A 14,024-nucleotide genomic window follows, 5' to 3' on the forward strand; every position below is an offset into this window, starting at 1 on the left:
GCTCGACTTGCATGTATTAGGCACGCCGCCAGCGTTCGTCCTGAGCCAGGATCAAACTCTCCGAAGAAATGTTTGACTTGCTCATTTGCTTTTTTGATAGTGTGTGCTCACTTAAAATTTAACGTTGGCGCTTTGTTTTGTTCAGTTTTCAAAGAGCAATTTTTACCATTGCTTCATCAGCAACTTTATTAGTTTAACACCTTTCGAACGACATGTCAACAACAAGTTTTTATTAATTCTTGCTTAACGTTACTGTCTCAAGCGGTGTATTTAATATACTATCACCCACATGGAGACAAGTCAATTTAATATTTGAAATTTATTCGTTTTTTTTACAAACCACCACCTTCTTCTATAATACATTCCCTTTCATACCATATTGCTAATATGTCCAAGCACAAAGATTAGAATATACTAAAGCACTTTTGCTAATGAATGACTAAAAAAAAGAAGGCAGCTGATTGCAGCCGCCCTCATGTTTTTATAATGTTTATTTATCCGATGGAAATAACGCCCGCTTCTTCTCTATCTACATTTCCGACCTTTTCAATCTTTACACTTTCCCCTTCGGAAAGGTTGGTAAAGACGATTGGCGTAATAATAGAGGTGGCATTGTTTTTGACATACTCTATATCAACTTTAAGCAACGGCTGCCCGCTTGTCACTTTATCTCCTTGAGCGACAAGTGCTTCGAACCCTTTGCCTTCTAACTTAACTGTATCGATCCCGACATGTATCAATATTTCACGTCCAGCATCGGAAACGATACCTATTGCGTGCTTAGTCGGGAATAGGTTAACGATCGTACCATCTACAGGAGAAACAACAAGTCCTTCCTCTGGTATGATGGCGAACCCATCACCCATCATTTTCTCAGCAAAGACTGGATCAGGCACTTCCGTAATCGGTTTTAATTCCCCTTTAATAGGTGAAATAAAATGCTCGGAAACTCCATCTGTCCGTAAAGGTTTAGGGACGATGTCCTCGATTTGATTTTCCACGCCCACTTCAGGAGACACTTCCACTTTACGAGGTCTTTTCCCATCTATGATATCTTTCATTTGCCCTTTGATCGTTTCTGAACGAGGTCCGAAGATTGCCTGGATATTATTGCCCACTTCCAGCACTCCAGCGGCACCAAGTTTTTTCAACCTATTTTTATCAACGTTACCGATGTCATTTACTGATACACGAAGACGTGTAATACATGCGTCTAAGTGAGAAATATTTTCTTTTCCACCCATAGCTTCCAAGATATCTGCAGGTAGACTTCCAGCAGTGCTTGCAGTCCCTTCTGCTCCATCTTCATCTTCCTCATCTACTTCACGGCCAGGAGTTTTAAGGTTAAACTTCCGAATCGCAAATCGGAATCCAAAGTAATAGATAAGCGCAAAGACTAACCCAACCGGAATAACAATCCAGGCGTTTGTTTGAGGATTAATTAAACCAAACAGTACGTAGTCGATTAATCCTCCTGAAAACGTCATCCCGATTTTCACATCAAGTAAATGCATAGTCATGAATGATAGACCTGCAAACACACAGTGGATACCGAAAAGTATCGGTGCTACAAATAAGAATGCAAATTCAAGAGGCTCTGTAATCCCAGTCAAGAACGATGTAAGTGCAGCCGAAGCCATCAAGCCACCGACTATTTTCTTTCGTTCAGGTCTAGCCTCATGATAAATAGCCAAAGCTGCAGCTGGTAATCCGAACATCATGAATGGATATTTACCAGTCATGAAGGTACCTGCCGTTAAATTCTGTACACCATCTTTAATTTGTGCCATGAAAATGGCTTGGTCACCTCTGACTGGCGTTCCCCCACCTTGAGGGATATAACTGCCAAATTCAAACCAGAATGGTGAATAGAAAATATGATGCAAACCAAACGGAATTAATGCACGTTCTACAACTCCGAACACGAAAGCTCCCAGAGTTAGGTTTGCTCCCAACATATTTTCGGAAAATGAATTTAACCCCGATTGTATCGTCGGCCAAACCAGAATCATCAACAACCCAAGGATAACTGCGCTTGCAGCTGTTACAATGGGTACAAAACGTTTACCTGCAAAGAATCCTAAATAAGAAGGCAGTTCAATTTCATAAAATTTATTATACATAATAGCAGCCATGACACCGACAATAATACCGCCGAAGACGCCTGTTCCCAATGTCGGGATTCCCAGTACATTGCTATATACCGCACCATTGTTCTTAATATCAACAGCGTCAATTCCAAGAACCGTCCCCATTGTTACATTCATGATCAAAAATCCGATAATTGCCGCAAGCCCGGCAACGCCATCCCCGCCAGCTAGCCCAATTGCGACCCCAACAGCAAACAGCAAGGGAAGATTCCCGAAAATTATATTTCCGGCATTCTCCATGACGGATGCGACCATTTCTACTCCGCCACTCGCAAGAAACGGAGCGATATCCAACAAAGTCTCATTTTGCAATGCATTACCAAACGCAAGCAAGATTCCGGCCGCTGGTAAAATGGCTACAGGAAGCATCAAAGCTTTACCGATCTTTTGCAAAACACCAAACAACTTCTTAAACATATGTTTTCCTCCTCTTTACTGTTTTTTTTCGGCTAATAAAACGGTTACATTTAAACGATAGTTTCATCTTCCAACGCAACAGGATTCAATACAAAAAAGGCATAAGCAAAGATTAGGATTGAAATGAAATTTCAGGTATATAATACCCTCCTTCACAACAATCATTCTCCTCACTTATGCCTGATCGAATCAGTAACACGTAAGTTAATGTATTTTTATTTTATTTTCTTTTGTAATCGTTGGATATGCATCGTTAGATAGACAGCTTCCGCATCACAAACCGGTTTGCCTATTTTCTGCTGCATAATTTTTATTAGCTTCCATGAGATATTGTAACACAAAGGATATTCTTCTTTCAATAGCAATGCAATTTTTTCAGGTTCATCCACTGTTTCACCAGCCATTACCCTGTCTATCATGAATCTTAAATGACGGACCAAACGCGTGTAATCAATGCTTTCCTTATTTATTTGTACGTTGAGCTGTTCTTCAACGACTTGGATAAGTTGAAAGATTAGCTGTGAATGCTGATTGACTTCCGATAAGTCCTTATTTGCTATTGCACTATGAATATGAAGCGTGATAAAACCTATTTCCCCTTGCGGAAGGCCTATGCCTGTCTTATCTTGAATTAAATCGATGACATCAACAGCAATATCATGTTCAAAAGGATAGAGGGTTATCGTTTCTTTCAAAAAAGGGTTTTTGATGGTCATTCCTTGAGAAACACGTTGAAGGGCGAACAGTAAATGATCAGTTAAACCGACATGTATATGTTCATTGAGTTTTCCTGACACCCGATCGTTAATAAGATGAATGGATTCTATAATGGCTGCTTGAAGATTTTGATCGATTTGCGGCAAAAGTTTTTTATAACTTTCCTGTTCTTTAACATTTTTTAGAACAAAAGTTTTCTCTGCAAGTTCCGGACTCAACTCTTCGCCTTTCTTCCGGTTGAAGCCTAACCCTTTTCCAATAGAAACGACTTCACCATATGACGGATGCGTGGCAATCACCACGTTATTGTTCAAAACCTTTTCAACGATAAAACCATTCATTTTTCTCCCTCATTTTTTCGCAAAGTCATCCCTAAGCCTCACAGGATAAAGTACTTAGTATTTAGTCCTTTTACTATACACGATATGTCCTTTCTCTTACAACATGAAAGAAGAGCCCCAAAATCAGGGCTCTTCTTACTTACTCGTATTTTTACTTCAAGAAAATGAAATATAGAAGGAAGACGACTCCAAGCCCCCACATGATTGGGTGAACTTCTTTAGCTCTTCCTTTCATAGTCATGGTGATAGGATAGAAAATGAATCCACAAGCTATCCCTGTAGCGATTGAATATGTCATAGGCATCATGATAACGGTAAAGAAGGCAGGTACCGCTATTTCGAACTTGTGCCAGTCAATATTTTTGAGTGAAGATGCCATTAATACTCCGACTATCACCAATGCTGGTGCTGTCACCGCAGATGTTACGACTGAAAGAAGCGGGAAGAAGAAAAGCGACAGGATAAATAGTAATCCTGTTACTACAGCCGCAAAACCGCTTCGAGCACCAGCAGCAACACCCGATGTTGACTCTACATAAGATGTAGTTGTGGATGTACCTAGAATTGCACCTGAAACGATGGATAATGAATCCGCAAGTAATCCTTTTCCAACTCTAGGAAGAACATTATCTTTCATCAAACCTGCTTGTTGTGCAACAGCCACCAACGTACCAGCTGTATCAAAGAATGCTACGAACAAGAAGGTCAATATCACGATTAACATTTGTCCAGTAAAGAGGTCACCCGGGTTCCCGAAAGCATCGAATGCAACTCCGAATGTAGGCGCTATACTTGGAACAGCCCCGATTATTTTCTCCGGAACGGGTACTTGTCCAAAGATCATTCCTGCGATGGCCGTAATGACCATTCCTATGAACACGCCGCTTTTGACGCCTCTTGTCATCAAAATAACGGTTACGACAATTCCAAAGACAGCCAATAAAGTATTTCCTGATGTTAAGTCTCCCAATCCAACAAGAACGCTATCATCATTCGTGATGATTCCTGCATTTTGGAACCCTACAAAAGTAATGAATAAGCCGATACCAGCCCCAACTGCGTATTTCAATTCAACCGGAATCGCATTAATGATTTTCTCACGTATTCCAGAAAGGGAAAGCAATACGAAGATAATACCTGAAATCAAAACTCCTGATAAAGCAGTCTGCCAAGGAATTCCAAAACCAAGCACAACTGTAAAAGCAAAGAAAGCATTCAATCCCATACCTGGCGCGAGCGATATTGGATATCTGGCTATGAGACCCATCAATATCGAACCAATTGCTGCAGCTAAAGCCGTCGCTGCAAAAACTGCTCCGTAGTCCATTCTTAATTCATCTGGATAGTCCTCGATGCTTTGTAAAGTTAGCATCACAGGGTTGACAACCAGGATATATGCCATAGAAAGGAACGTAGTTAGACCACCAAGTATTTCACGGCGATAATTAGTTCCCAGCTCGTTAAACCGAAAATAATTTTTCATTATGAGTCTCCCCTATCATAAAATCATAAGCCAACAGAAAATGCCCCATTCACTTTCGAACGGGGCTTGACTGCGGTCATGTAAAGAAGTGGCGGTTTATCCATACTCGCCAATCCATACACATCGTAGTCAAGCCGTTCACGGCAGCTTGGTAGAAACTTTTGGGCCATATCCCCAATATTATACGACAATTATGTTTTTTTATTATTATAGGTTTAGTGTACCAGTCACTAAAATAATCGTCAATATATCAAACGAATATTTTTTATGTAATTTCAGGAAACGTTCGCGTTTCGCTATATTTCCCTTACTTATTATGGCTATTTATTCGCCAAAATACGTGAAATGTAAGTAATCAACCTATTCAAAAGTTATTTTAACAAAAAAATCAGTGAAGGTTAATCCCTTCACTGATTGGATGTTTTTATTATTCTATTCCCACTCGATCGTTGCAGGTGGCTTAGACGTAATGTCATACACGACGCGATTTACATGATTAACTTCATTAACGATTCTTGTTGAGATGATTTCAAGTACATCCCATGGAATTCTCGCCCAATCGGAAGTCATTCCGTCAATGGATGTAACCGCACGGATCCCGATAGTGTAATCGTACGTACGGGCATCGCCCATGACCCCTACACTACGGATGTTAGGAAGCACTGTGAAGTACTGCCAGATTTCACGTTCCAAACCGTTCTTTTTAATTTCTTCACGTAAGATATGGTCAGATTCACGAACGATTTCAAGTTTTTCATCTGATATTTCGCCTAATACACGGATGCCTAGACCTGGTCCAGGGAATGGCTGGCGCCAAACGATTTCATCCGGGATGCCCATTTCACTTCCAAGTGCACGCACTTCATCCTTGAATAGAGTATTCAATGGCTCAATCAATTTAAATTGCATATCTTCCGGCAGACCGCCAACGTTGTGATGCGATTTAATTGTTTGTGCAGTGGCCGTACCACTTTCAATAATATCCGTGTAAAGCGTTCCTTGTGCAAGGAAATCAATACCTTCAAGCTTCGTTGCTTCATCATCGAATACGTAGATGAACTCATTACCGATGATTTTCCGTTTTTGTTCAGGATCTGAAACGCCAGCAAGTTTCGAAAGGAAACGTTCTGATGCCTCAACCTTGATTACGTTCATATTGAAGCCTTCACTGAATGTTTCCATTACACCTTCAGCTTCCCCTTTACGAAGTAATCCATGATCAACGAAAATACATGTTAACTGATCGCCGATTGCTTTATGGATCAATACGGCAACAACGGAAGAATCCACGCCGCCACTCAATGCGCATAATACTTTTTTATCACCGACCGTTTGACGGATTTTCTCCATCTCGATTTCAATGAAGTTCTCCATGGACCAGTCACCTTTGCAGCCACAAACGCCGAATACGAAATTTTTCAAAATGTCATTTCCGTATACTGAATGGCGTACTTCCGGATGGAATTGTACGGCATACAATTTACGTGACTCGTCACTCATTGCTGAAATGGGGCAAGATGGGTTCGTTCCATCAATACTGAAGCCTTCAGGTGTTTCCACCACTAAATCACCATGGCTCATCCAGACGATTTGTTCTTTCGGCAGGTCACTGAATAACTTAGATTCATTTTGGATAGCAAGTGTCGCTTTTCCGTATTCACGATTTTTCGCTGGTTCCACTTTTCCACCAAAATGCTTGGTCATAAGCTGCATACCATAACAAATGCCAAAAATCGGTAGATCCATTTCGAAAATGCGTTCATCACAGCCAAATGCAGCTGCATCATACACACTGTTCGGACCTCCTGAGAAAATTATTCCAGTAGGGTTCATTTCCTCAAGTTCTTCTACAGTAATTGTATGAGGATGAAGCTCACTGTACACACCGAATTCACGGATACGACGAGTGATCAATTGGTTATATTGGCTTCCGAAATCTAGTACTACGATCATTTCCTGGTTTTTTTGCAATTCTGTTTTCCCCGGCACAAACGTCACCTCTATTAATGTAATTCACTCATAAAATCGAGCGATACTTTCTTAAAAAAAATATTATCATAAAAAAAGAAAAACTAAAAATCCACCCTCAAAAATACACAAAAAGTATAGACGAAGGCAGATTTTCAGCTTTCCTGTTAAAATCCGCCTTCATAGTCAAATCATTTACGGTGATTCGGTAGAAACTTTCGATCCATATTATCGAGGATATATGAAGGATATATTAGTTTAAGTTAGTTTTTGTTATTGTATCAATATAATAAAAACCTGGTCAAGAGCTAGTTTTTCTCATTAAGCTTTCCCAGCCGTTTTGAAAGTGCTCCCATTCGCCATCTTCCACGTCTCCACGATATAACATTAACTCGTATCCGGCCGTCAAATCACTCATCACATCTGTCTCGTACACTGCATCCACATAGGCGGCATACTCCCTTAATGTTTGTCCATCCGGACGAACTAATCCAGCACGTTTTAATTGTTTCAATAATATTATATAGGCTGTCGTAAAGTGAGCACCAGATTTCTTTCTATAATGAAAAATCAGCAGATGCGGGATCCACTTCCTCCGGGAGAAATAACCAATTGCTGCGAGAATCATTACACTTAACAGACTGATGGAAGTCCATTTAAAGAGCCCTTCCCGGTTGCCACCACCAGTTTCCCCAGATGTTTGGGTCTCCCTATCTGGTGTATCCTTGCGTTCCTCGGTCTCTTTCTTTGTTTGTTCTTCCTTAGCTACAGCTTCCTTCTCTGAATTCTTGACCTCATCCGGCTTCAATTCCGAGTCATAAAATTCAGCTTCCCCGTTGAAGCCCTTCGTCGGCTCGAAGGGTACCCAGCCTATCCCTGAAAAATAAACCTCGACCCAGGAATGTGCATTATTATTGGTCACCTTATATACGGATTCACCATCGAGGATTGATTTTTCTCCTTCCGTGTAGCCTTTAACCCACCTGGCAGGGATATTGGCGGCACGGAGTAAAACAACCATCGCAGTCGAATAATTATCACAATACCCTATCTGTGTCTCGAATAAAAATTGATCGACATAATCTTGATTTGTCTCTGGATAAGAAATATCGTCCTTTGAATAAATGAATTCAGGACTGTCAAAATAATCTTCAATCGCTTTTGCTTTATCGTACCAATTCGTTTCATTTCTTGTGAGCAACGTTACCAATTCATAGATTCGGTATGGCAAGCCCTCTGGAAGCTGTGTGTTTTTTTCCATTAGCACATCCATCGTTTCATCGGGTTCCGTTACCTTCCTTAACTCCGCTATATCAAAACTCGGCATATCATAGTTCAGCACATATTCTTTCATGACAAGTCGTTCGCCATTTTCCCGTTCGGAAATGATTTTGTCCATCCCCGGATAATAGTTAAAACCAATTCCGTTTTTGCCCTCAATCTTTTTTAAATATCCGGACTGCGGATGAAGGATATGGGAATAAGATTCCATCATGGACACTTTTGCTGTCATTTCTTCTGTTTTTACCACATCCGGAACATCGTAAATATCTAAAGATGTGATATCCTGACCGTTAGAAAAAGATGAAAAGTCCGTTTCCTGCATGGAAACCCATCCTTTCCCCGTATAAATATCCTTGTTCTCCACTTTCCAATAATGTCCGGCTGATGCATCATTATAAAAAACAATGGAACTATCAGGCTCTATCGAACCGCCAAGATCAGAATCATCCTCATCGTATCCGACACTTTTGTCTTTTGAACCACCGTCTTCTTTCATCGCTCTATCTGAATATGAAGTAATATAAGGAACTGGATCCGGCCACTGTGGAGAAAGCTTTGGGGCACCGAAGCCCACAAGGACACTTATCAATATCATGCCTGTCAGCATCAAGATCCATTTATTGATGGAAGCCATCGGAAACCTAATTCGCTCCTGTATCGTTAGACGCAGCAAGGACAGCAGTCCGAGCATCAAGAACCCAATGAGGATGATTCTTACCATTGCCTTATCCCCCACATAGGGAGTGAATGTGTCAAGTACAGATACAAAGATCACCGTTAACATAAAAAAGAAAAAGATGCTTTGCCTCACCATCACCCAGTAATGGATCATGTATGTTACAAGCCAAAGAAGCACAAAAAATAGAAACGTCCGAAATGGATTTGTGATCAGCTCCCAATTCCCATCGTATATATACCCAAGATTGCTTGTAAAATCCACTAGAAATCCCATCAACCATGTTAATTGAAATAATTCGGTTTTCGAATGAAGGAACTGTAATGAAATCATGATATAAGCACTTATGAGAATAAAACGGATCGACCAATGTATGCGGAAATAATGCAAGAGCAGGGAAAAAATCAAAAATAGGACAAAAATGATAATATTACCTGTATCCGTGAGTTTATCGACAGGTCTTAACCACTCCGTGATCAATAACAATCCAAAAATATACAGAAGGACATGCATGAACTTTTCCAACTTTTCGGCATTGACAGTCATTTCGCCATCACCTCTGATCTGCCATCTCCAAAAAAGCTAAGCTTTATCCCCCTCGAGATAGCTGTAGAACTTGCCATTTTTTCCTCATCTGTAAGATCTACTGGTTTCTTCACACATAACATCGTCAATCCCTTATTAGCACGGAAAGAACTCAATATGTCCACCTTTTCAAGGGTTAAATCGGAAACAACGAATATCACAGCCGCGTTTGCCGACAGCAGCCCCTTGCTTACTTTCTCGTTCAAAGCGTTTACCGCACTCGGCTCTTCTTTAGCAAGGCGGTAAAAAATCTTTCGTCTCTGGTTACTGCCCGCTCCTGGCGGAAGGATTAGCCTTGATCCCGTACTCGCATATCCAATCTCCATGCTTTTTTTTAACAAGGCGTGCACAAAGGAAGCCGTCATTACAATGGATTCTTCAAAGAAAAAGGATGGTTGGTTATCAAGAATGATGAATACATCCAGGTTTTTCTGCACTTCGAATTCCTTCGTCATGATTTCACTCGCTCTAGCCGTCGCCTTCCAGTTAATCCACGACAGCTGATCTCCCGGCTGATACTCTCTCACCCCTGATATCACTGAATGTTCCCGTTGAGTTTTCTTTGTTGAACCCATTGACCCATGATTGAACATTCGATCAAGATCGCTGTATGCCAGCTCACGATATGGAGGAAAAACAGTTATTTTCAAAGGCGAGCTATATACCGCTTCCTTTTCAAAGAGCCCAAATAAGTCCCCTATCCAAAAGCGGATCGATTGAAACGAATGATCACCGCGCGGCAAATTTTCCAAAGTATATGACATACTGAAGGTACGCTTGATTCCCGGAAAGATAAGTGTCTTCCTTTGAATCCCCCTATCTTCCATTTCCTGAGGCATCTCCTCCTCCACCACCATCAATAAAAGAGGCAGCCTGTTTTTACGGGTAAATGTCATGGAGATTTCAACAGATTCACCGGCCTGACATTCTCTTTTATTGACCTTTCTTTCAACCGTAAAGGCGTGAAGCGGATATAACAATAGAATCACAGCGTACACAGCGAACGGCAAAAATGAATAAAAAATGAACCAACTGACAAAACCGCCTTGAAACATCGCAAAACAAAAGGAAAATGCCATCAGAAATAACAGGCCAATCACACTCAGGTTTTTCTTTAGAATGATGAAATGGCGCATTAGGTTACAGCCCGCTTCACAGGCACTTGAGTCATCGCGACGATTTCATGGATCACCATTCCAGCGTCGAATCCATCATAATTCGCTTCAGGTTTCAAAATAAGGCGGTGGGAGAATACGAACGGAACTAAATATTGAACATCGTCCGGAAGAACATAATCCCTGCCCTGGAGAAGTGCGTAGGCTTGGGCTGCCTTCATCAATGCAATCGAACCACGCGGGCTTACCCCTAGATAGACTCCTTCATGTGTACGGGTTTGATTCGCCAATTCAACAATATAACGTTTTATTGTATCATCCACGATTACCGCTTTAGCCTCCGCCTGTAAAGCGAGCAGTTCATCTATGGTGATGACGGATTCCAGCTCTTCAAGCGGTGCCATATATTGAGCCCTTTGCAGTACCTCTATCTCTTCTTCCACACCTGGATAGCCCATTTTCATTTTTAACAGGAATCTATCCAATTGAGCCTCCGGAAGCGGGTATGTCCCTTCGTACTCGATGGGATTTTGTGTCGCCATGACGAAAAAGGGCTTATCCAATCCTCTTGTGATACCGTCTATCGTCACACTTGCCTCTTCCATCGCTTCAAGCAAGGCGGACTGCGTCTTCGGCGAAGTCCGGTTAATTTCATCCGCTAAAATAATATGGCCCATTATCGGTCCTGGCCTAAAAATGAATTCTTGTTCCTTAGGATTGAAGATCGAAACACCCGTTACATCAGAAGGCAGTAAATCAGGCGTGAATTGTATCCGCTTAAAGCTTGCACCTATGGATTTTGCCAGTGCCCTGACCATCACAGTCTTGCCGACACCCGGAACATCCTCCAATAAAACATGCCCACCGGAAAGAAGTGCCACGATGCTTAGCTCTGCTATATCCCGTTTTCCAATAATCACCTTTTCAATGTTTCCTAGAACCTTTTCAAGTTTTTGATTGACCTGCTTATATATCATTCTCTACCTCCCGAAAACACCTATCACTTTTATTTCATACCTATTCTATCAATATTATTTTACATTAACCTCCAATTAAACCTTACATTGTAATTTTACTAGATATTAAGTAAACCATAAACGAAATTCTCTAAAAATATTAATACTCTATAAGGAAAAAGGTATGGTAAACTGTTGCTAAGTGAATATAAACCTTTCAGAAAAAGGTGCTGCCCAGTCAGCTTAATAGGGAATTCGGTTTAAAACCGAAGCTGTTTCCGCAACTGTAAATGCTAATGAAATAGGATGCATACCACTATTTGAGGATGAAATCGCACGTCGATTACCATCCATTTACCCAAATGGGAAGGTTCTTAGAGTAAGATGAAGCACAAGCCAGGAGACCTGCCTTTTTTTATCGTATCATGCTCTTCGGAAGATAGGAGATTGTACGGCAGTCTTCCATCTTTTTTCTACTATGATGTTCGATGCCGACCAAGTCTCTTGGTCGGCTTTTTGTTTGCTGCAAAAAGCGATAAGGAGGTCATTCACATAACTACGTACAGGAGGTGGGAGCTTTGGCAAAAAAGGACTTTCGATTTCTATGCTACCCATACATGCGCGAATCCGTTTCTACCGTCGATTTTGAAATCCGCACAGACTCATTGACGACACAAATCGGCCTGGCTGCCTCGCTTACTAAGGATGTCCCGGACGTATACCGTGACTTAATGGAATTACTGCCCATGGCTTACCATTTGAATGGTTCAGTTCGTGGGAAATTAGCCATTACCGACAATGACCTGGACCGGTTAAGTGGAATCTATGACCGGTATGTCGCTGAAGTAAAAGATCGCATCGAGACATTTGTCCTTCCACAAGGCTCTACGGCAGCATGTGCTCTGCACACTTGCCGCAGTGAAGCCAAAAAGTCCGTACGCGCTTTACATAAGGTAAGTCTAGAAAGAGAGATTCCAGCCATTCTCTTTGATTACGCACACTTGCTTGCAAACGTTTTATTCGTAATGGCAGTATACGTCAATAAGCACGAGGGTATCGAGGAGATTCCTTTTATAAGCAAATCATACCCAACCAAACCCTTGAAAAAGAAAGTGGAGGAATAATAATGAAGAAAACCCTACAATTCAGCTGGATTTCCATGCTGTTGCTTACCCTTTTCCTTTCCGGATGTGGAGTAACCGATGATTCAGCCTCAAAGGATAATAAAGATACTAACAAGGCAGACAAAGCCTATACTGTTACAGATGATACTGGAAAGAAAATAAAATTCGATAAAGTGCCGGAAACAGTTGTTTCACTTCAACCAAGCAATACGGAAATCCTATTTGCTCTTGGGCAGGGAAAAAAAGTCGTTGGCGTGACAGACTTTGATGATTATCCTAAGGAAGCAAAGGATATTGAACATGTTTCAGACTCTGTGAATATCAATACAGAAAAAATCATTGCCTTGAAGCCAGATGCCATCATTGCTTATACCATCGGTGATGAAACGACACTGAAACCACTCGAAGATGCTGGCATCCCTGTATTTGTCATTAAATCTGCGGCAAATTTTGATGATGTATATGGAGATATTGGGCAGATTGCTAAAGTCATGGGTGTTACCGATAAAGGGAATAAATTAGTGAAAGATATCAAATCCCAAATTACAAGTGTCGAAGACAAAGTGAAAACGTTAGATGAAAAGGAACAAACATACTTTGAAATTAGTCCTGCTCCGGAAATCTATACAACAGGTGCTGAAACCTTCCAACAAGAAATCCTGGACACAGCAGGCATTAAAAACATCTTTGACGACCAAAAAGGCTGGGTTAAAGTATCCGAAGAAGAAATCGTCAAGCGGAACCCTAAAGCCATCATTACCACTGCCACATATGCAGAAGATGCTGTTGGTGAAATTAAATCGCGTAAAGGCTGGGAAGATATCGATGCCGTGAAAAATGATGACGTCCATTTGCTTGATGAAAATGTCATGTCAAGACCTGGACCAAGGATTGGTGAAGCTGTAGAACTCGCAGCAAAAACCGTTTATCCTGACTTATTCAAATAACCCGGAAGAAGGATGCGCCAATATCTTGGGGCATCCTTCCTTTTCCAGGGTCATTACATTGATACATGCAACTACATATGAACCCACTGTCCTTCTTTGTTGTTTATGCTAAAATGAATGCAACTCACTCATAAGATCGGGGTACTGAACATGTATAAAAAATTCTTCATTTGGGTCTTGGCAGCCGCCATTCTGTTAGGGCTTCTTAAAACCCTTATGGCCATGTAGCAAAAACAGCCCGAGTTCTGACAAAAATCAGGA

General features: G+C 41.2%; 9 protein-coding genes, 1 rRNA gene and 3 riboswitches. Of the genes, 2 read left to right on the forward strand and 8 right to left on the reverse strand.

All coding sequences use genetic code 11. The features are described 5' to 3' along the window. The 8 genes from ACFWE9_RS14690 to ACFWE9_RS14725 all read right to left on the reverse strand — a co-directional run. Nucleotides 1–67, reverse strand: a 16S ribosomal RNA gene (locus ACFWE9_RS14690); the annotation flags it as partial. 427 nt (nucleotides 68–494) lie between these two features. Next, nucleotides 495–2,567, reverse strand: a complete 2,073-nt coding sequence (gene ptsG, locus ACFWE9_RS14695) for a glucose-specific PTS transporter subunit IIBC (protein WP_377357397.1) — start codon at nucleotides 2,565–2,567, stop codon at nucleotides 495–497. A gap of 215 nt (nucleotides 2,568–2,782) precedes the next feature. Further along, a complete protein-coding gene (gene glcT / locus ACFWE9_RS14700; RefSeq protein ID WP_230161770.1) occupies nucleotides 2,783–3,625 on the reverse strand; it encodes a glucose PTS transporter transcription antiterminator GlcT in 843 nt (280 codons plus the stop codon). A gap of 151 nt (nucleotides 3,626–3,776) precedes the next feature. Then, nucleotides 3,777–5,108 carry an NCS2 family permease gene (locus ACFWE9_RS14705; RefSeq protein WP_230161771.1) on the reverse strand — a complete coding sequence of 444 codons (1,332 nt, stop codon included), beginning with the start codon at nucleotides 5,106–5,108 and terminating at the stop codon, nucleotides 3,777–3,779. 106 nt (nucleotides 5,109–5,214) lie between these two features. Further along, nucleotides 5,215–5,316, reverse strand: a riboswitch (purine riboswitch). A gap of 224 nt (nucleotides 5,317–5,540) precedes the next feature. Beyond that, a complete protein-coding gene (guaA, locus tag ACFWE9_RS14710; RefSeq protein ID WP_377357411.1) occupies nucleotides 5,541–7,061 on the reverse strand; it encodes a glutamine-hydrolyzing GMP synthase in 1,521 nt (506 codons plus the stop codon). Nucleotides 7,062–7,239: 178 nt separating this feature from the next. Next, a riboswitch (purine riboswitch) is annotated at nucleotides 7,240–7,341 on the reverse strand. A gap of 36 nt (nucleotides 7,342–7,377) precedes the next feature. Further along, entirely contained in the window at nucleotides 7,378–9,582 is a 2,205-nt protein-coding gene (locus tag ACFWE9_RS14715; protein ID WP_230161773.1) for a DUF4129 domain-containing transglutaminase family protein, read from the reverse strand. Next, a complete protein-coding gene (locus tag ACFWE9_RS14720) occupies nucleotides 9,579–10,757 on the reverse strand; it encodes a DUF58 domain-containing protein (RefSeq protein ID WP_377357400.1) in 1,179 nt (392 codons plus the stop codon). The genes ACFWE9_RS14715 and ACFWE9_RS14720 overlap by 4 nt, the downstream gene beginning before the upstream one ends. After that, a complete protein-coding gene (locus ACFWE9_RS14725; RefSeq protein ID WP_230161778.1) occupies nucleotides 10,757–11,713 on the reverse strand; it encodes an AAA family ATPase in 957 nt (318 codons plus the stop codon). Before ACFWE9_RS14725 ends, ACFWE9_RS14720 begins: the two co-directional genes overlap by 1 nt. A 187-nt stretch (nucleotides 11,714–11,900) precedes the next feature. Continuing rightward, nucleotides 11,901–12,119: riboswitch (cobalamin riboswitch) on the forward strand. 190 nt (nucleotides 12,120–12,309) lie between these two features. Between ACFWE9_RS14725 and ACFWE9_RS14730 the strand changes: the two genes are divergently transcribed. Beyond that, nucleotides 12,310–12,816, forward strand: a complete 507-nt coding sequence (locus ACFWE9_RS14730; RefSeq protein ID WP_230161852.1) for a hypothetical protein — start codon at nucleotides 12,310–12,312, stop codon at nucleotides 12,814–12,816. Between the two features lie 2 nt (nucleotides 12,817–12,818). Further along, a complete protein-coding gene (locus tag ACFWE9_RS14735; RefSeq protein WP_230161780.1) occupies nucleotides 12,819–13,763 on the forward strand; it encodes an ABC transporter substrate-binding protein in 945 nt (314 codons plus the stop codon). The last annotated feature ends 261 nt before the right edge of the window (nucleotides 13,764–14,024 follow it).

Source organism: Peribacillus sp. NPDC060253 (assembly GCF_042727425.1).
Lineage (GTDB): Bacteria > Bacillota > Bacilli > Bacillales > DSM-1321 > Peribacillus.